Annotated in this window: 21 protein-coding genes; 14 read left to right on the forward strand and 7 right to left on the reverse strand. The window is 63.5% G+C overall.

What is annotated here, in order from left to right:
• Nucleotides 1-70 precede the first annotated feature (70 nt).
• From NITMOv2_RS18740 to NITMOv2_RS18785, 10 genes are all read left to right on the forward strand, one after another.
• The gene (locus NITMOv2_RS18740) at nucleotides 71-1,063 is read left to right on the forward strand and encodes a sensor domain-containing diguanylate cyclase (protein WP_053381316.1); all 993 of its coding nucleotides are present in this window, start codon (nucleotides 71-73) and stop codon (nucleotides 1,061-1,063) included.
• An 84-nt stretch (nucleotides 1,064-1,147) separates the two neighbouring features.
• Complete coding sequence (locus tag NITMOv2_RS18745; protein WP_145976426.1) at nucleotides 1,148-2,623, forward strand: hypothetical protein; 1,476 nt, start codon at nucleotides 1,148-1,150, stop codon at nucleotides 2,621-2,623.
• Between the two features lie 72 nt (nucleotides 2,624-2,695).
• The gene (locus tag NITMOv2_RS18750; protein WP_053381318.1) at nucleotides 2,696-2,941 is read left to right on the forward strand and encodes a glutathione S-transferase N-terminal domain-containing protein; all 246 of its coding nucleotides are present in this window, start codon (nucleotides 2,696-2,698) and stop codon (nucleotides 2,939-2,941) included.
• A 93-nt stretch (nucleotides 2,942-3,034) separates the two neighbouring features.
• Nucleotides 3,035-4,204 carry a KamA family radical SAM protein gene (locus tag NITMOv2_RS18755; RefSeq protein ID WP_053381319.1) on the forward strand — a complete coding sequence of 390 codons (1,170 nt, stop codon included), beginning with the start codon at nucleotides 3,035-3,037 and terminating at the stop codon, nucleotides 4,202-4,204.
• Nucleotides 4,201-5,355, forward strand: coding sequence for a 2'-deoxycytidine 5'-triphosphate deaminase (locus tag NITMOv2_RS18760; RefSeq protein WP_053381320.1), 1,155 nt, complete (start codon nucleotides 4,201-4,203; stop codon nucleotides 5,353-5,355). The genes NITMOv2_RS18755 and NITMOv2_RS18760 overlap by 4 nt, the downstream gene beginning before the upstream one ends.
• A gap of 83 nt (nucleotides 5,356-5,438) precedes the next feature.
• Nucleotides 5,439-5,837 (forward strand): hypothetical protein, encoded by a 399-nt coding sequence (locus NITMOv2_RS18765; protein WP_053381321.1) that lies wholly within the window; start codon nucleotides 5,439-5,441, stop codon nucleotides 5,835-5,837.
• Nucleotides 5,838-5,861: 24 nt separating this feature from the next.
• On the forward strand, nucleotides 5,862-6,554 hold the full coding sequence (locus NITMOv2_RS18770; protein WP_053381322.1) for a TIGR04283 family arsenosugar biosynthesis glycosyltransferase: 693 nt from the start codon (nucleotides 5,862-5,864) through the stop codon (nucleotides 6,552-6,554).
• Entirely contained in the window at nucleotides 6,551-7,303 is a 753-nt protein-coding gene (locus NITMOv2_RS18775) for a TIGR04282 family arsenosugar biosynthesis glycosyltransferase (RefSeq protein ID WP_083448191.1), read from the forward strand. The genes NITMOv2_RS18770 and NITMOv2_RS18775 overlap by 4 nt, the downstream gene beginning before the upstream one ends.
• 21 nt (nucleotides 7,304-7,324) lie before the next feature.
• Nucleotides 7,325-8,059 (forward strand): SDR family NAD(P)-dependent oxidoreductase, encoded by a 735-nt coding sequence (locus tag NITMOv2_RS18780; RefSeq protein WP_053381324.1) that lies wholly within the window; start codon nucleotides 7,325-7,327, stop codon nucleotides 8,057-8,059.
• Between the two features lie 154 nt (nucleotides 8,060-8,213).
• Nucleotides 8,214-8,618, forward strand: a complete 405-nt coding sequence (locus NITMOv2_RS18785; protein ID WP_053381325.1) for a hypothetical protein — start codon at nucleotides 8,214-8,216, stop codon at nucleotides 8,616-8,618.
• A 234-nt stretch (nucleotides 8,619-8,852) separates the two neighbouring features.
• Here NITMOv2_RS18785 and NITMOv2_RS18790 read toward each other — a convergent pair whose 3' ends face one another.
• Together NITMOv2_RS18790 and NITMOv2_RS18795 are read right to left on the reverse strand one after the other, a co-directional pair.
• On the reverse strand, nucleotides 8,853-9,176 hold the full coding sequence (locus tag NITMOv2_RS18790; RefSeq protein ID WP_053381326.1) for a glutaredoxin family protein: 324 nt from the start codon (nucleotides 9,174-9,176) through the stop codon (nucleotides 8,853-8,855).
• Nucleotides 9,177-9,190: 14 nt separating this feature from the next.
• Nucleotides 9,191-9,430: a BolA/IbaG family iron-sulfur metabolism protein gene (locus tag NITMOv2_RS18795; RefSeq protein WP_053381327.1), complete on the reverse strand. Its 240-nt coding sequence runs from the start codon at nucleotides 9,428-9,430 to the stop codon at nucleotides 9,191-9,193.
• Between the two features lie 680 nt (nucleotides 9,431-10,110).
• On the opposite strand from NITMOv2_RS18795, the gene NITMOv2_RS18800 reads away from it, so the two are divergent.
• The 4 genes from NITMOv2_RS18800 (at nucleotide 10,111) to NITMOv2_RS18815 (ending at nucleotide 14,715) form a co-directional block, all read left to right on the forward strand.
• Entirely contained in the window at nucleotides 10,111-10,545 is a 435-nt protein-coding gene (locus tag NITMOv2_RS18800) for a response regulator (protein WP_053381328.1), read from the forward strand.
• Nucleotides 10,546-10,643: 98 nt separating this feature from the next.
• Nucleotides 10,644-11,690, forward strand: coding sequence for a sensor histidine kinase (locus tag NITMOv2_RS18805; protein ID WP_187299269.1), 1,047 nt, complete (start codon nucleotides 10,644-10,646; stop codon nucleotides 11,688-11,690).
• Nucleotides 11,687-14,179 (forward strand): PAS domain-containing sensor histidine kinase, encoded by a 2,493-nt coding sequence (locus NITMOv2_RS18810; RefSeq protein ID WP_053381330.1) that lies wholly within the window; start codon nucleotides 11,687-11,689, stop codon nucleotides 14,177-14,179. Before NITMOv2_RS18805 ends, NITMOv2_RS18810 begins: the two co-directional genes overlap by 4 nt.
• Nucleotides 14,128-14,715, forward strand: a complete 588-nt coding sequence (locus NITMOv2_RS18815) for a Tll0287-like domain-containing protein (RefSeq protein WP_053381331.1) — start codon at nucleotides 14,128-14,130, stop codon at nucleotides 14,713-14,715. Before NITMOv2_RS18810 ends, NITMOv2_RS18815 begins: the two co-directional genes overlap by 52 nt.
• Before the next feature lie 78 nt (nucleotides 14,716-14,793).
• Here NITMOv2_RS18815 and NITMOv2_RS18820 read toward each other — a convergent pair whose 3' ends face one another.
• From NITMOv2_RS18820 to NITMOv2_RS18840, 5 genes are all read right to left on the reverse strand, one after another.
• Entirely contained in the window at nucleotides 14,794-15,879 is a 1,086-nt protein-coding gene (locus NITMOv2_RS18820) for an AI-2E family transporter (RefSeq protein ID WP_053381332.1), read from the reverse strand.
• Between the two features lie 169 nt (nucleotides 15,880-16,048).
• Entirely contained in the window at nucleotides 16,049-16,492 is a 444-nt protein-coding gene (locus tag NITMOv2_RS18825) for a bactofilin family protein (RefSeq protein WP_053381333.1), read from the reverse strand.
• Between the two features lie 85 nt (nucleotides 16,493-16,577).
• A complete protein-coding gene (locus tag NITMOv2_RS18830; RefSeq protein ID WP_053381334.1) occupies nucleotides 16,578-18,863 on the reverse strand; it encodes a PBP1A family penicillin-binding protein in 2,286 nt (761 codons plus the stop codon).
• On the reverse strand, nucleotides 18,863-19,726 hold the full coding sequence (locus NITMOv2_RS18835; RefSeq protein ID WP_053381335.1) for an LCCL domain-containing protein: 864 nt from the start codon (nucleotides 19,724-19,726) through the stop codon (nucleotides 18,863-18,865). The genes NITMOv2_RS18830 and NITMOv2_RS18835 overlap by 1 nt, the downstream gene beginning before the upstream one ends.
• Nucleotides 19,723-20,088 (reverse strand): cupin domain-containing protein, encoded by a 366-nt coding sequence (locus tag NITMOv2_RS18840; RefSeq protein WP_053381336.1) that lies wholly within the window; start codon nucleotides 20,086-20,088, stop codon nucleotides 19,723-19,725. The genes NITMOv2_RS18835 and NITMOv2_RS18840 overlap by 4 nt, the downstream gene beginning before the upstream one ends.
• Nucleotides 20,089-20,258: the final 170 nt, after the last annotated feature.

Raw genomic sequence — 20,258 nt, forward strand, 5'->3', positions numbered from 1 at the left:
TGCTTGACCCTCTTCAAGGTCGCTGGGATACTCGATGACTGACGCGCCGTTCACCCGAGACCCGTCGGCTATGGCAGCTTCAGATGCGCCCCGCTACGACCCGCGGGCGCTGCTCAATTCCCAACCGGTCATCATCACGGTCATCGATCCGGTCACGCACAAGGCGGTCTTCCAAAACAGCAGCTCGCTGAGCAAGTTCGGCGACATTTCCAATCAGTCCTGCCATGAAAAGATCGCCGGCTGCGCGGCGCCCTGTGAATTTTGCAAAATGCCGGACGCGGTGGCGCAGCAGCACCCGACCGCCAGCGAAGTGCCGCTGCCCAACGACGAATACCTGCTCGTCCAATGGGCCCCGGTGGCGACCGAGGAGGGCGCCGTCCACGTCGTCGAGACGATCACCGACATTACGGCCTACAAACGGCAGCAGTCGCAGACCGAACAGCTCGTGAAACGGCTTTCGGACACCAACCGCGAGCTGCTGCACACGAACGAGCAGCTGCGGGATCAATCCTCGCGCGACAGTTTGACCGGGCTCTTCAATCACTCCTACTTCCAGCAGGCCTTGACGCAGATGTGCGCGCGGTCGGCCCGCTCGGCCCGGCCCCTCTCCCTACTCTTCATCGATCTCGACAATTTCAAGAACATCAACGATACCTACGGCCACGCAGCGGGCGACCAGGTGTTGAAGGAGATGGGCTGGCTGCTCGACAGCCACCAGGCCGCGAGACGCCTGGCGCGCGCCGGCGACATTGCCGCCCGCTACGGCGGCGAGGAGTTCGCGCTGATTCTGCCCGATACTTCGATGGAGGGCGCCCTGAGCGCCGCCGAACGTGTCCGGCACCGGGTGACGACGCTCTTGTTGCTGCCCGAGCTCGCCCCGCTCGCGAAGCGGGACCTCTCCCTCACCTGCAGCATCGGGGTCGCGAGCTTCCCGATCCACGCGACGAATGCCTCCGGCCTGGTGGCCGCCGCCGATGCCGCCGTCTATGTCGCGAAGCGGTCTGGAAAGAACTGCGTCCGCATGGCGACGCCCGTCACTCCCAAGCCCCTTGTCCGCTCCTGAACACCGTGTTAGCATTCAGCACACCTCGCCTGGCGTTGCCACGGACCATCGGCTCCTGCGGGTGACGGCAAAGGATTCCTGTCCTTGGCACAAAGCGAACCCCTGTGTCCTTCGCTCTCATTTGACGCCGCGCTTGCCCGTGGCGCAGCCTTGCGCGCCCAGCTCAGCGCGGCCGGTCTGTTTGCCGACCAGATCTTGCATGAGTCGGACTCCCATATTCCGGCCGGTGCCACCTGGCGAATCAGCCCCTGCCCGTTTCTGATCTCGCAGGAGCAGCTCGCTTTTTTCACCGCCCTCGGCCCGCAGCTCCTCTCCTTCTACCGGGCGCTGAATCGCCTTTATATGGACAGCGTGAAGGGTGGCCAGCCTGCCTGGGTCGCGCGGTATCTCGACCAAGGGAAGCCCGAGGGCCTGATCATGTTCAGCCGCATGAAGCGCTTTCGCGACGACCTTCCGGCCGTCATCAGACCCGATGTGATTCCCACACAGGACGGCATGGTGATCACGGAGCTGGATTCGGTGCCCGGCGGCATCGGTTTGACCGCCGCCATGAGCCGTTTCTACGGCGATCTCCACGGTCCGTCGTCGGACGCCTATCGTCTCGTCGGCGGACCGGAGGGCATGGTTCGCGGGTTTGCCTCCATGCTGAGGGCGGCCAGAGGAGAACATCAAGGATGTATCGCCATCGTCGTCTCGGAGGAGGCCAAAGACTATCGACCCGAAATGACATGGCTGGCCGCCCGCCTGCGCGATGCGGGCCTGACGGCCTTCTGCGTCGAGCCCCGCGAGGTGCATTTCACGGAAGAGGGACTCCGGTTGCGGACCGAGGACGGCGATCAGGCCGTCGGATTGATCTATCGGTTTTATGAGCTGTTCGACCTGTTGAACATCCCCAAAGCGGAATTGATCCAGTATGCCGTGAAGAAGGGGCTGGTTGCAGTGACGCCGCCGTACAAGCCGGCGCTGGAGGAGAAATCGGCCTTTGCCTTACTCCATCACCCTCTGCTCCGGCCGTTTTGGGAGCGGGAGCTCGGAGCGGCCTCTCTGCTGCATTTCACCAGCGTCATGCCGCGCACCTGGCTCCTCGACCCGGCGCCGATTCCGCCCAGCGCCACCATTCCCGATCTCCAGGTGGGCGGCCGGGCGGTGGGGTCGTGGGAACCCTTGCAGCAGGCCGGACAAAAGGAGCGCCATTTCGTGATCAAACCGTCCGGCTTTTCCGAGCTGGCCTGGGGGAGCCGCGGCGTATCCGTCGGACACGACATGCCGCAAACCGAGTGGGCCGCCGCGCTCCAGACCGCGCTGGCCTCGTTCTCCCACACTCCCTATGTACTTCAAGAGTTCCATAAGGGGCGATTGTTCGACGTGGAGTATGTGGATGAGCCGTCGCAGAGCCTGATCCGCATGGCGGGACGAGCCAGGCTGTCGCCCTATTATTTTGTCTTGGACGGCCGGGTGGAATTGGCCGGCATTCTGGCCACTGTTTGCCCGGCGGATAAGAAAATCCTCCACGGGATGCGGGATGCCGTGATGGTGCCCTGCGCCGTGCGAACCACGTAGGCCTGTCGGTCCGGGTCCGGCCCAAATGACGGATTCCACTTTGAGACTTTTCCTGGTAGCCTAAGAGCCATCATGGCCTTGACCCTCTACCATGTCGACTGGTGTCCCGAGTGCGCGCTCGTGCGAGACAGGCTGGCCGAGTTGGGTGTGCCGTACCAGGATGTGGTCGTCCCCGATGTCCGGCCGATGCGCAAACAGGTCTATGACGTCTCGGGACAGTATTTCGTGCCGGTGCTGAAGGACGGCGAGACCGTGTTGAGCGAGACCCACGAGATTCTGGCCCACCTCGATACTCACTATGCCAAGACAGCCTCGTAACGGCCGCCTCGCCGCAGCCCTCGAGTCGGACCGCGGGACTTCTGTTCGGACTGATCCCTCCCGGTCTCTCGTCTGACAAGGAGCGTACCGCCCGTGGAGGAATGGAGACGCGTACTGGCCGACAGCATCGTCAAGCCCAAGGACTTGGCGGAACGGTTCGGGCTGGACGAGAAGGAGATCGAAGCCATCGTCGGCCCCTACCCCATGCGCATCACGCCTACGGTGCTCGGGACGATCAAAGAAAAGGGCGACGCCATCTGGAAGCAGGTGGTGCCGGAGACGATCGAGTTGGACGATCTCGATGCCGAGGACGACCCGCTCGAAGAAGACATGATGAGCCCGGTCCCGCACCTGGTCCACCGGTACCCGGACCGCGTGCTCCTCATGGTGACGAACCAATGTCCGATCTACTGCCGGTTCTGCACCAGGAAACGGCTGGTCGGCAAGCCGGGCTTCCTCAAGAAGGGGGAGCTCGATCGGGCGATCACCTATCTGCGGCAGCATCCGGAAGTCCGAGATGTCATCCTCTCGGGCGGCGATCCGCTGCTGCTGCCTGACCATCTGCTGGAGCGCGTCCTCAAGGCGTTGCGCACGATTCCCCATTTGGAGATCATCCGCATCGGCTCCCGCGTCCCCGGCACGCTGCCGGAACGGATCACGCCGAAGCTCTGCGAGATGATCAAGAAATACCACCCGCTCTATATGAACCTGCATTTCAACCATCCGGACGAGCTCACGCCGGCCGTCAAGGCGGCCTGCGGCCTGCTCGCCGATGCCGGGGTGCCGCTCGGAGCCCAAACCGTGCTGCTCAAGGGCGTGAACGACGACCCGGAGATCATGAAACGCCTCGTGCATCAGTTGCTGCTCGCCCGGGTCAAGCCCTACTATCTGTACCAAGCCGATCTCACCAAAGGCACGAACCATTTCCGAACGACCGTGGAGACGGGGCTCGCCATCATCAAGGCGCTCCAAGGCCACACCAGCGGCATGGCGGTTCCGCATTTTGTGATCGATGCGCCGGGCGGAGGCGGCAAGATTCCGCTCTTGCCGGGCGAGTACCTCGTCAACTTGGACGAAGACGGCGCGATGCTGCGGAACTACGAGAACAAGACCTTCCACTATCCGCAACCGTCCCTCACCCCCACCCTCGCTCCTGGAGGGAGAGGAGAGGCCGAAGGGGCGCGCCGCGAGTTGCCCATGGTCGGCGCCCCGTCGTCTTGGGGGGCCTGTGCGAACGGCGACGGAGGATTGGGCGACCTGTGAGCCGACGCGCGACGGACGGGATTCTTCCCTATCAAGACATCACGCGGTTGATCGCGGGCGGCGCCATCCGTGCGACACCGGCCATTGAAGATCGGCAGATCCAGCCGGCCAGCCTGGATCTCCGTCTCGGGCGCAAGGCCTACCGACTGATCAGCAGCTTCCTGCCGGAACTGTCCCCCATCTCCTCGCGGCTCAACGTGCTGGATTTTTATCAGTCCGACCTCGTGATGTACGAGATGGATCTGACCGACGGCGCCATCCTCGAAAAGGGCCACGTCTATCTTGTCCCGTTGCTGGAACAGTTAAACCTTTCGAAGACCCTGCGCGCCAGAGCCAACCCGAAAAGTACCACGGGCCGTCTGGACGTGTTCACTCGCGTCGTGACGGATCTGAATGCGGGCTTCGACGAAATCCGCGCCGGCTACCGGGGCCCGCTGTTCCTGGAAGTGGTCCCCCGCTCGTTTGCCATCAAAGTGCGCACCGGGCAATCGCTGAACCAAATCCGGTTTATCCGCGGAGAGGCCACGGTGTCGGACCGCGACCTCCAGCGACTGCATCAAAAAACCCCGCTGCTGTATCACAATGTGCCGGCGAAGAAGATCTTGGGCCAGCGGGAGTTTCGCGCGGACCGCGGCCTGTTTCTGCGCATCGATTTGAAGGGCGAGGACCGGACCGACTCCCGCATCATCGGCTACCGAGCGAAGAAGAACAGTCATGTGATCGACCTGGCGAAGGTCGGCTACTATGCCGCCGCCGACTTTTGGGAGCCGCTCCATCGGCACCGGCAGGACAGCCTGTTGCTGGAGCCGGAAGAGTTCTACATTCTCGCGTCGAAAGAGCGCATCCGCGTGCCGGCGGGATACGCGGCCGAGATGGTGGCCTATGAAGCGGCCTGCGGCGAGTTGCGCACACACTATGCCGGCTTCTTCGACCCCGGATTCGGCTATGGGACGGCCGGAGAAATCCACGGCACCCAGGTCGTCCTGGAAGTACGGCCGCACGACGTGCCGTTCCTGATTCACGACGGGCAGACGTTTTTCAAGGTTGTCTACGACCGCATGCTCGACGTACCATCTCAACTGTATGGCGCCACATTGGGATCGTCCTACCAGCGGCAGGCGCTGACCCTGAGCAAACATTTCAAGACATGAAACGGTCAACGGCAAGAGATCATAAAGGCCTATGGCTCGCCCATTGACCGATGACCATTGCCCAATGACTGCATTCTAACCCCATGCCCACCGACCTCCCTTCCAAAGACCCGTCGGAACGTCCGAGGCCGCGTCCGTCCGAGGACGATGCGGGCGCCGATAAGCAGTTGAGCGTGGCCGGCATGATGACCGGCACGGCGCTCATGTTCATCGGCTTTCTGAACGTCTTCCTGTCCATCAGCGGCGGGTTCGAAATCAACGTCGTGCCGCTGTTGATTTATTTCGGCGGCTTGGCCGTGTGGGCCAACGCCGTGATCGAGAATCCGACCCTGCGGTACAGCATCATGACGGCCGCCATCGCCTTGGCCTTGGGCTTCTTTCATTATGGCGAAGTCCTCTTTTGGCACAAGCAGGTCGTCTTCTGGTCGACCGTCGTCGTCGTGATGTACTTCATGTTCCGCGAGCCGAAGAAGCCGGCGTAAGCTCTGGGTGGCCGTCCTGCCACGATGACGATTTCTGTCATCATTCCAGTATTCAACGAAGAACCCATCCTCGCGCACCGGCTCGCCCACACCTCCGCTCTCGGCTTTGATGAAATCATCGTCGTAGACGGCGGCAGCTGCGACCGCAGCGCCCGGATTGCGGAGGCCTGGTGCGCGCGGGTTTCCAACGCGAAGCTCGTGTCCGCGGCGCGCGGTCGCGCGCGACAGATGAACGCAGGCGTGAAAGCCGGCCGCGGCGACGTGCTGCTCTTTCTGCATGCCGACAGTGAGCTGCCCGCCGATGCGCGGGATGTCATTGAACGGGCCCTCGCGGACGGGCAAGTGGTCGGCGGCCGCTTCGACGTGCGCTTTGACTCTTCATCGCCCTGGGCCTGGACCGTCAGCCGTCTGATGAACCTCCGGTCGCGATGGAGCGGCATCGCGACGGGCGACCACGCCCTCTTCGTGCGCCGTGCGACCTTCGATCGGTTGGGCGGGTTCGCCGATGTCCCGCTGATGGAAGATATCGAGTTCAGCCGGCGGCTCAAACGGGCCGGACGGTCGGTCGCGTTGCGGGACACCGTCGTGACCTCGTTCCGGCGTTGGGAGCGACAGGGCCCCCTCAGGACGATCCTCTTGATGTGGTGCCTGCGCTTCCTGTATTGGATGGGAGTGAGCCCGATACACCTCGACCGCTGGTACCGCGTCGTTCGATGACTTCCCCTCGCCCCTCACCCCGCACTCCTCACCGATCGGCCCTCATCATCTTCGCCAAAGCGCCGATCCCCGGTCAGGTGAAGACGCGGCTCTGTCCGCCGCTCACTCCCGATGAAGCGGCGACGTTGCACGGCAGCTTCGTGCTCGATACGGTCGAGCGGTCCAAGGCGGCCATCGCGAAATTCAAACTGCCGCTCGATCGCTATCTATCCTGCGCGCCTTCCTCGGCACATGTGTTCTTCAAGATTCTGGAGGAACGGCACGGCGTCACGCTCATCGACCAGATCGGCGAAGACATCGGCATGCGCATGCACCATTCGTTCGACAACCTGCTTTCGAAAGGCTATCAGCTGGTGCTGTTGATCGGAACCGACGTTCCTTCGCTGCCGCTCGAACATTACCAACAGGCCTTGGCCGTCCTCGGCTCCCACGATCTGGTCCTGGCCCCGGCGCTGGACGGCGGCTATTTTCTCATCGGACTGAAGCGGCCGGCGCCGGAGTTGTTCACCGGCATTCCCTGGTCCACCGATCGGGTCCTGTCTCGCACGCAAGAGAAAGCCGCCGCGCTCGGTTTGAAGACCGCCCTCCTGCCTCCCTGGCGGGATGTCGATACGATCGAGGATATCCAGGCCTTGATCGAAGCGAGCGCCGCCGATGCCGCACGACCGAAAAAGGATCACGTCTTTTCGAGCCGGACGTCCGGCGCGCTGCAACTGATCGCCAAACGGCTCAAGACCAGAACATCATGACGAGACGTAAGGGGACCCATCATGCATGACCACGTGGCGGTGATCACCGGCGGAGCAAAAGGCATCGGCAGGGGCATCGCCCTCGATCTGGCGGCCCGGCAGTGGAAGATCGCCATCTGTTATCGCACGAGCGAAGCCGCGGCTCAGCAGACGGCCCGGGCGATTACCGAACGGGGCGGCGAAGCCCTGGCCGTCCGCTGCGACGTCGGGGATCCCATCGCGGCCAAGCAGTTTGTGGCGCAGGTGGAACACACCTGGGGCAGGATCGACGTGTTGATCAACGGCGCAGGGCCCTATCATCGGGTGAACCTCTTTGAAGAGACGGTCCAAGGCTGGAACGAGATGTTCGACGGCAATCTGCATCCCATCTTTTATCTCGCCCAAGCGGCGGCGCCGGGCATGAAAGCGCGCAAGTACGGCCGGATCATCACCTTCAGCATGGCAAACGCGGACCAGATGGTCTCGCAGCCCGACGTCACGGCCCACTACATCGCCAAAGCCGGCGTGCTGATTCTCACCCGCACGCTCGCGAAGCTGCTCGCCCCACACGGCATTACCGTAAACGCCGTCTCCCCCGGCTTCATCGACTCCGGCAGCGCCCCGCCGGAAGAGCTGGCCGGCATGGCCAAGCGAATTCCCGCCGGCTATATCGGAACAGTCGATGATACGGTCGCCGCGGTGCGCTATCTGTTGAGCGACGAAGCCCGGTACGTGAACGGGGCGAACATTCAAATCAGCGGGGCGTGGGGGATATGAGGGGCAGAGGTGATAGGGGTGGTTTCAATGCTCGCCGCCCGCGCGCCAAGAAGCTGATGAGAATTTCGACATGAGGGGCGGCGCTCGGTCAATGCGCGCAGTATGAAACCACCCCTATCACCTCGCCCTGGTAGAGAGGGGGAAGGAGGACGGAATGAAAACCGAGCAGGAACGCGAAGCCCATCGGCGCTTTGTCCAAGCTTTGCAGCACGAGCATCTCACCTGCGCCAAGCCGGGCTGCGGCGGGCCGATGGACGTGATAGACCACACGCCGCACAGCGCTCGCGTGAAAAGCTACGAAGCGACCTGCGAGCGTTGTCATACGGTCGAGAAGATCACAGGAAGGGAGGAGCACGCGCCGGCCTGGGATGTCGCCTCCATCACGATGATGGCGGAAATGCATCTCCTTCACGAACAGCCAAGCTGCCCCTACGACGACACTCCCATCACCTTCATCTCCCTGCCCAATCCCCGCCGCAAAGCCCGCTACCGCCTCCAGTGTTACTATTGCGGCCGGCACACCGAAATGAACTGGCCGCCGCCGGAAGCAAAGCGGTAGCACCTTCTCATCCTCTCTCCCTATCTCTCTCCCTGCCGGCTGGAGGGGGCGAGCGTGGCGGAGCGCCATCGCTTCAATGCCGTGGAAGTAGCCGGAAGACTCAGCGCGTGACGGCATGGCAACGCTTCGTTGCAGCTTTAGAGGAGCGCGCGATCAGGTCGCGACAGGATGTGATTGCCGTCAACCGTCCGGGCGCATGATGGCGCACCGCCACGCTCGCCCCCTCCAGCCGGCTTACCTTCCGAACGCCTTCTTCAGCAGCGGCTCGATTTCGCCTTTGGCGGCCATCGGGTCAAGGATGTCGGTGTCGCCGTAAAACGTCCCGTCGATGAAGACCTTCGGCAGCGTCGGCCAATTGGTCATCTTGGTGAGCGCTTCCCGCTTGGCCGGTTGGGAGAGGACGTCGACGACCTCGTAGGGATAGCCGTACTTGTCGAAGAACTGCATCGTCTCGCGGGTGAACCCGCACATCGGCATCTGCTTGGTGCCTTTGCCGTAGATCAGGATTTTATGGGCTTTGACTTCTTTTTGGATTTCTTCTTCTATCGGGTCAGCCATCACCGGCCTCCTTTTTAGCGTTCTTCCGTCGTCCGCGCGGTCAACTCCAGCGCGTGAATCCGTCCGTCTTTCATCGGCGCATCGAGCGCCTGATAGATCATCCGGTGGCGGTCCAAAAGATTTTTCCCTTGAAACAGGTCGGACACGATCACCACCTTGAGATGATCCATCGTGCCGGTGCGATCCGTAACCGTGACGACCGCATCCGGCAGGCTCTTGCGAATATAATCGGTCAACGCCTCGGGTGTAATCACGCGGTGGCTCCTGGTTGGTGTGGAGAATACCCCAGCCCAAATTGGAAAGGCAATTCCGGGAAATACGGGCAATCCGTTGAATCACTTCTCATCCGCGCTGAATCAGTTTGGATAACAGGCACGACCGGGCTCCGCGTCCGCTGCCCCGCACCGTCCTGCCGATCATGCCCTAACCACTGACCGTTCTTACTGCTCTTCCATTTCTTCCGCACCGGCACAGCGCTTGCTGAGACAAGAGGTCGAGGAGCAACGCGAAAGGACGTGGATATGTACTTCATCATGACCGTTCTTACTGCTCTTCCATTTCTTCCGCACCGGCACAGCGCTTGCTGAGACAAGAGGTCGAGGAGCAACGCGAAAGGACGTGGATATGTACTTCATCATGCTGTGCTGGGCCGCCGTGATTATCCTCGTCTCACTGGCCTTCATGCGCCGGCTGTGGTGATCGCGTCGGATCGACACCGCCAGCGCCACACGCACTGGTGCAGACTCACCACCTGGTGGTGGTTATCCACCACGCAGCAGGGAGACAGGGAGATGGGCATCGAGCAACACATTGAAAAGACGCCGCGGCCGCCCCCTTACGCTTCGGCATAGGCCTTGCGCCTTGCGGGATGCAGGCGCCGCGATGGATCCAGAAAACCTTCACATCCACAGTGCCGTCACCCAAGGAGGTCGCCATGAGTGAATTCAAATCGGGCTTTTTCGTCGGAGGAGAATCCTGCAACGGACGCGTGCTCATCGTGGACGACGAGGCGGACATCCGCAAGGTCGTCCGGATGACGCTCCAGAAAGCCGGCTACGAAGTGCTCGAAGCCGAAAACGGCGAGAAGGCCATCGAGGTGATCAATACGGGCGAGAATCGCCTGCTGCTCGACGTCATCATCTGCGACATCCGCATGCCGAAGGTGAACGGCATCGAAGCGATTGCCTATTTCCGCAAGAACTACCCCCGCGTGCCGTTGATCGTGCTCACGGGCTTTCCCGATACGGACATGGCGACCTCGCTGCTGCGCGAGGGCGTGCTGGATTATCTGGTGAAGCCGGTCGAAGGCGACAAACTGAAAGCCGCTGTCGCCCGCGCGATGGAACAGCGGGAATTGGCCCATCTGTGATCCACTCCGAGGTCACAACCGACGAGGGGCGGCGCGGATCCTCCGCCGCCCCCCCTGCGACAACCGAACGCCGGCCCGGCCGGGACAAGATGGCGCGCATGACGTCCCAACCGTCGACCAAGGTGGCGATCCTGGGGGCGGGGCGCGGCGGCACCGCCCTGCTCGATCTGCTCCATCAGATCCGCTCCATCGAGATCGTCGGAATCACGGACCGCAACCCGGACGCCGCCGGGCTGCACCGCGCGCGCGAGCTCAACGTGCCGGTCTATGCGCGCGTCGGCGACCTGGTCGCCAATCATGGGATCACCGTGGTGATGGACGTGACCGGAGATCCGGCGATGGAACGGAGCCTTCCGCAGCTCGTGGCGCCGGGAACCGATATTCTGAGCGGCTCGGCTTCGCGCCTGCTGTGGGAGCTCGTCCAGCATGAAGCGATGCTGCAGGCCGAGCTGCTGCACGCGGAAAAACTGGCCGGCGTGGGTTCCTTCGCCGCCGGCATCGCGCACGACATCAACAATCCGCTCCAGCTCATTCTCGGGCTCGCCGAAAACCTCCTCGACGAGCAGGATCCCGACCAAGTACGCGCGCATGCGCGGGACATCATTGAGGCGGTGAAACGCACGACGGCGATTTGCCGCGATCTCACGTCCTATTCCCGGCGGGCCTCCTCGCTCCAGGACAGCGCCGTGGCGGTCAACGCCAAGCTCGACGAGGCGCTCAAGATCGCCCGCTACGCCGTGGGGCTGCATGACATCGAGCTCCGCCGCTCCTATCACCCGGACGCGACCGTCGTCGGCAATCCCGACGAGTTGCTCCACGTCTTCGTCAATCTCATTACGAACGCCGTCCAGGCGATGGAGCACGGCGGGACGCTCACGTTGGAATCCGCCGTGGATGACGGCGCGACCGTGATCCGCGTCTCGGACACCGGCTGCGGCATTCCACCGGAACTGCTGGGACAGATCTTCGAGCCCTTCTTCACCACCAAGCCGCCGGGCAAGGGAACGGGGCTGGGCCTGTACAATATCAAGAACGTGATTCACCGAATGCACGGGACGATCGGGGTGCAGAGCGAGGTCGGCGTGGGATCGACCTTCACCGTGACCTTCCCGCTGGACGCGACCGATCGGAGCGCGCGGGCATGAACGAACCATCGACCACGGCCTCTCCCGGGAAACATTGGGGGCTCAAAGCCAAACTGATCCTGTCCATGCTGTTCGTCGGCGTGGTCCCCCTCGTCGTGGGGCTCGGCATGGCCTTCTGGCAGGGGTCGCAGGAAATCCGCGACGTCAGCGGAGAAAGCTTCAAGGCGCTCGCCACGGAAGCGGCCCGGAAGCTGGATCTGCTGGTCGCGGAAGAAGTGGCTCGGACGTCGCGCATCGCCAACGACGCGGCGGTGATCCGGGAGTTGGAACGGCGGCGCGATCTCCTGCTCGGCTCAGACAAACCGTCCGCCGCATCCCTGGCTGAGATGGAGCGCCGGTGGCGCGCGAAGGATCCGGCCCTCGTCAAACGGATCACGGACAGTCCGCTGAGCGCCCTGCTGCGGGAGTACTACACGGGCACGAACAGCGAACCGGATCAGCTCCTGCCGCCGGTGGTGCGGACCGCGACCAAACTGCTGTTTCTTACCGACACACAGGGAGTGCTGGTCGCCGCCATGACGACGAAGCCGGACTTTCTCAACGGGGACACCCGTTGGTGGCAGGGCGCCTACAACAAGGCCGTGGGGCAGTTGTACATCGAGGACGTGCATTTCGACGCGCGGGCCGACACCCATGTCTTTACGATTTCTCTGCCGGTGATGGACAGCCTGCGGTACGAGGTGGTCGGCGTGCTGCACCGCGTCATCGACGCCAAGGAGTTTTTCTCGCCCTCCACGCACGTCATCCGGTTCGGCAAGACCGGCCACGTCATGTTGATCGACAGTCACGGCGTTGTGATGAGCTGCCCGATCCTCCCGACGGGCGTGGCCTTGTCGGACATGAGCCTCGTGCCGCTCATCACTCCGATGCAGCCGGGCTGGGTGCAGGCCTCCAGCGACGGCCATGGCGGCCGCTCCACCTCCGTGATCGGATTCGCGCCCTTGCCGGAAACCAGCCGCGCGACCAACGGCTCCATCGACAGCGGCTCCTGGCACACCTTCGTCTGGCAGTCGTCCGACGAGCTGTTTGCGCCCATCCAACATCTGTTCACCTGGATGACCGTGTTCGGGACGGTGGCCATCGCCCTGCTGGCCTCGCTCGGCTACGTCGCGGCCAGCCGCATCGTCACCCCGGTCCGGCAGCTGCAACAGGCGGCCCGGTCGATCGGGCGGGGTGAGTTGCGCTCCCGCATCCGGATCCAGACCGGCGACGAGTTGGAAGACCTGGCCGAAGAGTTCAATCGCATGAACCAGCAGTTGGAAGCCGCCTTCGCGGGGCTGACCAGTCAAGTCCAGTTGAAGACCGAGGAAGTGCAATACTTGCAGCAATCCACCGATCAGATCCTGGATACCGTGCCGACGCCCATCATGTTGGTGGACGCGCGGGAAACCGTGCAGTACGTCAATCGCGCGGCCCGCGAATCGTTTCGCCTCGACCAGAGCCGGTCCGCCGCCGTTCCGCTTTTCGCGCTCCTGCCGGTCGACGAAAGCACGCAGAGCAGGCTCCGGCAGGAATTCCGCCAGACCGAGGAGGCCGCGGCGGACGGCCCGGCCCGGAATCCGGTTCCGCGCGATCCGTTGGCTCCCGCCCCGGACCAGAAATCCGTTCCGCGCCGGTCGGAGCTGCAGATCGGAGCGCGGCTCTATCACTATCAATGGTTCCGCCTGCCGGGGCGGCCCGGCGAAGAAGACCGGATCGGCCTGGTGCTCCGCGACACCACCGACGAAAGCCGGCTGCAGGACCAACTGATCCAGGCGGAAAAAACCGGCAGCCTGGGCGTGCTGACGGCCGGCATCGGCCACGAGTTGAATAACCCGCTGTTCGGCATCGTGGGGCTGGGGGAAGCGATCCAAGAAGAACAGGACGTGCAGCGGATCAAGACCTACGCCCGCGACATCGTGGCGCAAGGACGGCGGATGGCGGCGATTATCCGCGATTTCACCGGCGTCGCGACACGCGAGGGGTCCGATCAGCGCGTCCCCGTGCAGCTCGAAGCGGAGTTGGATCAGGCCTTGGCCACCGTACGAACGACGGCGGATATGGCGGACATCGCCGTGGAGAAACAGTACGCGGGCGGTTCGCGGGTGCTCGCGATGCCCGACCAACTCCGCCAGGCCCTCGCCAATTTGTTGACCAATGCCGTGCAGGCCATGAAGGGAGCGGGCCGGCTCACGCTGACCACCAGACAATCGGCCGACGTGGCGGTCCTCTCCATCGCCGATTCGGGACCCGGCATCGCCAAACAGCACTTGTCCAAGATCTTCGATCCGTTCTTTACGACGAAGGGCCAGGGGGAAGGATCGGGGCTCGGGTTGACCGTGGCCCGGCGCATCCTTCGCAAGTTCGGCGGCGACGTGCGCATCGAGAGCCTCGAAGGCCAGGGCACGACCTGTGTGGTGACGCTGCCGATCCTTCCGCCGTCCCCGGAGGAAAACCCATGGACCGCTACCGCATCGCGCCCGGAGCCATTACCCTCGCATTCGTCCTAGGTGGACTCGGCGCGGCCCTCCCGGCAGGCAAGGACAGTCCGGGCGGAGCCGGCATCCCGCCGGAGCGGGTCGCCGACTACGTCCATGCGGTGCTCGAAGCCGACCGCACGATCTACACCACGTACATCGTCAACCGCCTGCAGGAGAAGGGCATCGTGGCGGCGGCGGAACATTGGGAGCAGGACAACGCGTTGCCGCTGCCGGCCCAGTTTCTCCAGCACTCGGGCCGTCTCGTCGCGGAAAAGGGACGCGGGATCCGGTACCGGCTCATCGGTCTATCTCCGATCTATCAGCGCAACGCTCCGGCCACCGACTTCGAGCGGAAGGCGCTCGAAACGCTCCGGGATCAGCCGAACGGCCCGGTCCGAGGCTTGGTGTCCAGCGGCAAGAAACAATACTTCCAGGCCATCTATCCGGACCGCGCCGTGTCGGCGGCCTGCGTCACGTGCCACAACAACCATCCGTTGAGCCCCAAACGCGATTTCAAATTGAACGACGTGATGGGCGGCATCGCGATCACGATTCCGGTGGAGTAGTGGGGATAGTCACTGGTCATCGGTCATTGGTCACGAGTCATTCTCCGAAAGATCGACGACTTTGCCTCTTACCAATGACTAATGACCGATGACCGCTGTTCCCGTAGGAGAGTGGTACTCCTCCCGATAGATCTGAATCGCCGTCATGAGCAGGCTCACGAGAATCGGTCCGACGAAGAGGCCGACGAGGCCGTAGAGCGCCAATCCGCCGAGCACGCTCAAGACGAGCAGCAACGTGGGAATCTGCACCTCCAGCCCGATCAGCCAGGGACGCAGAACCTGGTCGATGGTCGAGACTACGCCCACACCCCAGGCCAGCATGATGAGCGCCTTGCCCATCGCGCCGGCCCAGAACAGATAGGCGACGACCGGTCCCCAGATCAAGGCCGTCCCGCCGAACGGCAGCGGCGCGAGGATCACCGTGAGCGCCGTCAACACCACCGGAAACGGCACGTCGAGCACGAGATAAGCCGCTCCCGCCAACAGACCCTGCACGATCGCCGTGACCAGCATCCCTTTCACCACCGCGCGAATCGTCTGATCCAGCCGGGCGACGATCTTCCGTTTGTGCGACTCGTCCATCGGAATGAGCTCGTAGAGGGCGTCGACCCAGTCCCGCCCGTCTTTGAACAGGAAGAACAGAACCAGCAGCATGATGAAGAAATCCGTCATGAGCAGAAAGGTATTTTTCAGCAGGTCCCCCATCTGGCCGATGAGGAAGCGGCTCAAAATCTTGGCTCCGGCCACGACCGACTCTTCCGCCGACAGGGCTTCGAGGCTCGTGTTCGCGGCCATCGAGCCCAGCCACCCGCCGATCCACGGCACGGCGGTCAATTGGCCGGGCAACCGCTGCAACCCGCCGCCGGCGATCCAGCCCCGAATTGCGAGCTCGGCGGCCGCCGCTTCCCGGGCCAGCATGAATCCCAGCACGACCAGCGGCAGGACGACGACCACCAGCACCCCCACCGTCAGCACCGCGGCGGACAACGCCCGTTTGCCGCGGCACCATGCCGTGAACCGCAGGTGCAGCGGGAATGCGATGTGCGCCAGCAGCGCGGCCCATAACGCCGGAAAGAGGAACGGCTCGAACATCAATCCGATCTGATAGAGCAGCAGAACGAGGAGGGTGAAGAACACGATGGAGAAGATCTGCTGTCGGGTCATGCTGATTCTATGTGGTTTGTCTGGTCTATCTCGTCTGTCTGGTCTATTTGGTCTATTCAGATTCTGCCGACAAGATAGACGAGACAGACCTCGCACCAGAGAGACATTCCTGTAGCAGATCCGATGCGGGTTGTCATCGGCACAAAGCGCGGAGGGTCGGAGGGAGCTGTTACAAGTCCGGCTCTTTCCCGATGAGGGCCACGGCCTTTCCGCGGTGTTGCGCCATGTCCCGCACGTTGCCGGGCAACCGGGGCGCTTCGTCGGGCCAGGCGGTGACGCCCATATCGCTCACGCCCTGGAATTTCGCGCCGGCTTCCATCGAGATCACCGGACAGTGCATTTCGCCGATCAGGACGGCGGTCTTCAGCAACTCGATGCGCTCGGTCGCCGTCACGGTCGCCTTGATGCGCCCGCTGCTGATCAGCGTGCCGGCCGAGATCGTGCCCTTCACGAGGCCGTCTTCGCCGACGATGACCTGGCCTTTGGTCTGCACGTCGCCCTCCAAACGGCCGTCGATGCGCACGGTGCCCTCGACCTTGATCTCCCCCTTCAGCTCGACGCCTTTGGCGAGCAATGTGATGTTACCGTCGTCCATGTAGCCGGTTTTCTTCATGGCGCTCCCTCTGTTCGAACCGTCTGCGGCTCAGAATACTCGACGATCGCGAAGATGCCTAACAGTTTGTGGAAATCGTCGCAGCTCATGAAAATCCAAACGTCTGCTTCAGACGCTCCCACAGTCCGCCGCCGTGGAGTTCGCAATAGACGGTGGGCTCGGTGCCGGCGATAAAGACTTCTGGCGTTCGCTCCGGACAGCGGGAGGTGGCCAGTTGGCCGGTGCGCGGATCGACGTCGCGCTGCACCAGCCCGGACGGCATCTCGAAATCCCGGGTGGTCGGCGGAATCAGTCGCCGCGCCAGGTCGCTCCAAATCGGCAGCGCGGCCTGCGAGCCGGTCAGCTTAAGCGGCCGCTCGTCATCGAAGCCGACCCACACGCCGATGACCAGCTCCGGCGTGTAGCCGACGAACCAGGCATCGCGATAGCCGTCGGTCGTCCCGGTCTTGCCCGCGACCGGCCCTTGCACGCCCAACGCGCGGGCTTTGGCCCCGGTGCCCCGATCCATCACGCCTTTCAGGAGCGACGTCACCAGATAGGCCGCCTGCGGCGAGGCGGCTTGATGCCGGTCCGGCAGGAGGCTCCAGAGGACGTCGCCCGACTCTCCCGTCACCCGATAGAGCCCGAGCGGCTTCGTCATGATCCCTCCGTTTGCCAGGCCCCCGTACGCGCCGGTGATATCGAGGAGCGACACCGAGGCGCTCCCGAGCGCGACGGAGAGATTGTCCGCCTGCAGCTCCAACCCGAATCCGGCGAGCGTGCTCCGCAATGCGGGCACTCCCACCTGCTGCGCGACCCGCACGGCCGGCACGTTATAGGAATGTTCCAACGCGGTCCGCAGGCTCACCTGTCCGTGAAACTGCCGGTCGTAGTTCTGCGGGGACCAGGACCCCGCGCCGGATTCGAAGGTGACCGGTTCATCGAGCAGCAGCGTGGCCGGCGTATGGCCCGTCCGCCCCTGATCGCGTCCCGCTTCGAACGCGGTCAGATAGACGAAGGGCTTCATGAGCGACCCCGCTTGCCGGCGGGCCTGCACGGCCCGGTTGAATTGGCTGACGCGGTAATCCCTCCCGCCCACCATCGCCAACAGGTGACCCGTCGCGGGCTCGAGCACGACCACCGCGCCTTGCAGCGGATGTTCGCCCTGTTTCAACTCGGGGAAAGCCGCCTCCAACCGCGCCAATCCTTTGTGAAGCGAGTCCGTGGCGACCTCCTGCACCCACGGATCCAAGGTCGAATAGATTTTGGCGCCCTCGGGAATGCCCATGCCGGTGCCTTCTTCCACCTGCCGCAGGAGATAATCCAAAAAATACGGCGCATCCGTCAGCACGTCCTGCGGCAGCGTCACGCGCAGGGGGCGATTCACGGCGACCTTCCATTCCTCTTCCGTCAGCCGCCCGTCCTCCCGCAGGCGCCGGAGCACGACATCGCGCCGGCGGGTCGCCAGGTCAAGGTTTTTGGTCGGCGCATAGGTGTTGGGGCCCTTGATCAAGCCGGCGATCGTCGCCATTTCCTCGATCGTCAGGTCGTCAAGCGCTTTATCGAAATAGCGATGGGCCGCCTCGCCGACGCCGTACATCGCCACCGAGCCCGCTTGCCCCAGATAGATTTCATTCAGATAACTTTCCAGAATCTCTTCCTTGCGGTATTTCCACTCCAACACCAGGGCGGCCACCGACTCCTTCAGCTTGCGACCGATAGTCCGCTGCGGCGAGTAGAAGAGGTTCTTCGCCAGTTGCTGCGTGATGGTGCTGCCGCCCTGCACGACCCCGCCCCGCGTCAGATTGGCCCACAGCGCCCGGCCGACGGCGATCGGATCGATGCCGGGATGGGAGAAAAACCGTCGATCCTCCACCGCCAAGACGGTCTCTACCATGCGCGCCGGCATCCGGCTCAGCGGAATCCATTCCCGCATCTGCCGGGCGCCGCCGCGTAGGCCGCTGATCAGCGGCGGTTCGAGAGAGACGAGGGTTTCAAGCGGACCGGCCGATCCGGCCCGGATCTCCGTCACGACGCCTTGCGCCATCGTCAGCGCCACCAGCCGGGCCGGCACATGGTGGTCCTCCTGCGCGCGCAGATAAAGATCCATGCCGTCCCCGGTCACGCGGTACTCGCCCGGACGACGGACGGCATCGGACACCGGTCGATAGCCCAAGCGGTGCAGCCGATCCATGAGACCCGATTCAGCGACCGGTAAGCCCGGGCGGAGGAGGAACGGCGCGCCGTAGATCAGCAGCGGCGGATGGTCGTCGCTTTTGGGCAGAGTCAGGTTGGCGGATAACAGGAGCCCGTAGCCGGCAAGGCCCGCGCTCGCCACGGAGACCAGTACGAGCGCCAGTCTGATGCCCCACGTGATCGTTGGCGAGATCACTAGAGCTGTGCACCACTGTCAGGGTGGCCGCCGCCGACCGGCGCTCGATCATAGGGGGTGTCGGGGTTCGGGGGCGGGGGAGTGCCGGGCGGCGTGGCGACGAAGATGTAACTTTGTCCTGCCCAGGATTCCTGAGGCAGGCTCGTGACGCCGTTGCGGGAACTGGCCGTGAAGGTCCTGTCTCCTTCCAACAACTGGATCGAGACCATGCCGCCGGTCTTCTGAGTGATGAGGCCGCGATGGACAGCGGCGCTGCAGACGTACGAATCGTCCGTATAGACATCCGTCCCGTACACCGTGTGCAACTCGAAGTTCGGACTGCAGGCAAACGTCACGATCCGGCCCGCTTGTCCCGACCAGGAATCGGCCTGCATGTGGCTCCCCGCGGCGATGGCGGGCTCAGCGGCGGTACGGTTCCGCACAAAGACATAGGCCCCCGTCCAGGGCTCCATCCAATCGCCGGTTCGCACGCCGTTTCTCATCGTACCGCTGTACTGTCCGACGTCGGGACGCATTTCGATCGTCACGGCGCCGCCCTGTTTGACCGACAACAAGCCCGCATGCACCGCCGCCGTGCAGATGGAGGAATCGTCGGTATAGACGTCGGTGCCCCACGCGCCTTCTAATTTTCCATCGGCCGGACAGAATACTCTCTCCCGGCGTCCCCAGTAGCCGACCCATTTGCCCGCGCCCGTTGTCCACAGAATCGGGGTCGGTTCCGGCATCACGGTCGTTTTGCGCGGGAGATCGAGCGCGACAGAGGCGGACACGGCGGCTTGCAGAGACAGTACGATCAGCAGGGCGGGCAGGACTGCGGGCCGGCGGTGTGCTGTTCGGGCTGGTTGGTGACAGAATGCCATCATGCCGGATCCCGATGGACGGTGGCTGGCGAAAAGGCCGGGAGGCAAACGGCGACGTATTCGGCGCCCGCCGGTCCCGGGGTGCTATAGCGAACCCATTCTCCTTTCCTGGTGATCACCGCCTGCCCCGCGTGCACGTCCACGATTCCCGCCGTCGTTTCGACGCGGAGGAGCCCGTTCAGGACGATCGTATATTCGTCGAACTCCGGGGTTTGGCCCGGCTCCCGCCATCCCGCCGGACTCTGCATCCGCGCAATGCTGAGCTGGGCCGTCTGCGAATTGACCAGGCCGATATATTCGTCGATGAGCTTCGGCTTGTTGCCGGCCGCCTCGATTCTGGTGGGTCGCTCTATCAGTTGCGCCATCCGTGCCTCCTTCCCGCTACCCCGCTATCCCGCTACCCTACTACCCCCTATCCCGCTTACCCCTCCCAATACCCCGCTTCAGTGGTACCTCTTCCGAGGTCTTTCGCCAACCGGCGTTTCCGCTATCCTACTAACAACGAGCCGGAGTTCCTAGCCTGTCACAAAGGAGA

Source organism: Nitrospira moscoviensis, assembly GCF_001273775.1.
In the GTDB taxonomy this organism is placed as follows: Bacteria; Nitrospirota; Nitrospiria; order Nitrospirales; family Nitrospiraceae; genus Nitrospira_D; species Nitrospira_D moscoviensis.

What these genes read in the sequence shown, in the direction of transcription:
- NITMOv2_RS18825 (WP_053381333.1), bottom strand. Translation starts at nt 16,492, where the DNA reads ATGAAGAAAACCGGCTACATGGACGACGGTAACATCACATTGCTCGCC.
- NITMOv2_RS18765 (WP_053381321.1), top strand. Translation starts at nt 5,439, where the DNA reads ATGCCCACCGACCTCCCTTCCAAAGACCCGTCGGAACGTCCGAGGCCG.
- NITMOv2_RS18750 (WP_053381318.1), top strand. Translation starts at nt 2,696, where the DNA reads ATGGCCTTGACCCTCTACCATGTCGACTGGTGTCCCGAGTGCGCGCTC.
- NITMOv2_RS18790 (WP_053381326.1), bottom strand. Translation starts at nt 9,176, where the DNA reads ATGGCTGACCCGATAGAAGAAGAAATCCAAAAAGAAGTCAAAGCCCAT.
- NITMOv2_RS18805 (WP_187299269.1), top strand. Translation starts at nt 10,644, where the DNA reads ATGACGTCCCAACCGTCGACCAAGGTGGCGATCCTGGGGGCGGGGCGC.
- NITMOv2_RS18740 (WP_053381316.1), top strand. Translation starts at nt 71, where the DNA reads ATGGCAGCTTCAGATGCGCCCCGCTACGACCCGCGGGCGCTGCTCAAT.
- NITMOv2_RS18840 (WP_053381336.1), bottom strand. Translation starts at nt 20,088, where the DNA reads ATGGCGCAACTGATAGAGCGACCCACCAGAATCGAGGCGGCCGGCAAC.
- NITMOv2_RS18770 (WP_053381322.1), top strand. Translation starts at nt 5,862, where the DNA reads ATGACGATTTCTGTCATCATTCCAGTATTCAACGAAGAACCCATCCTC.
- NITMOv2_RS18820 (WP_053381332.1), bottom strand. Translation starts at nt 15,879, where the DNA reads ATGACCCGACAGCAGATCTTCTCCATCGTGTTCTTCACCCTCCTCGTT.
- NITMOv2_RS18775 (WP_083448191.1), top strand. Translation starts at nt 6,551, where the DNA reads ATGACTTCCCCTCGCCCCTCACCCCGCACTCCTCACCGATCGGCCCTC.
- NITMOv2_RS18780 (WP_053381324.1), top strand. Translation starts at nt 7,325, where the DNA reads ATGCATGACCACGTGGCGGTGATCACCGGCGGAGCAAAAGGCATCGGC.
- NITMOv2_RS18785 (WP_053381325.1), top strand. Translation starts at nt 8,214, where the DNA reads ATGAAAACCGAGCAGGAACGCGAAGCCCATCGGCGCTTTGTCCAAGCT.
- NITMOv2_RS18810 (WP_053381330.1), top strand. Translation starts at nt 11,687, where the DNA reads ATGAACGAACCATCGACCACGGCCTCTCCCGGGAAACATTGGGGGCTC.
- NITMOv2_RS18815 (WP_053381331.1), top strand. Translation starts at nt 14,128, where the DNA reads ATGGACCGCTACCGCATCGCGCCCGGAGCCATTACCCTCGCATTCGTC.
- NITMOv2_RS18835 (WP_053381335.1), bottom strand. Translation starts at nt 19,726, where the DNA reads ATGATGGCATTCTGTCACCAACCAGCCCGAACAGCACACCGCCGGCCC.
- NITMOv2_RS18800 (WP_053381328.1), top strand. Translation starts at nt 10,111, where the DNA reads ATGAGTGAATTCAAATCGGGCTTTTTCGTCGGAGGAGAATCCTGCAAC.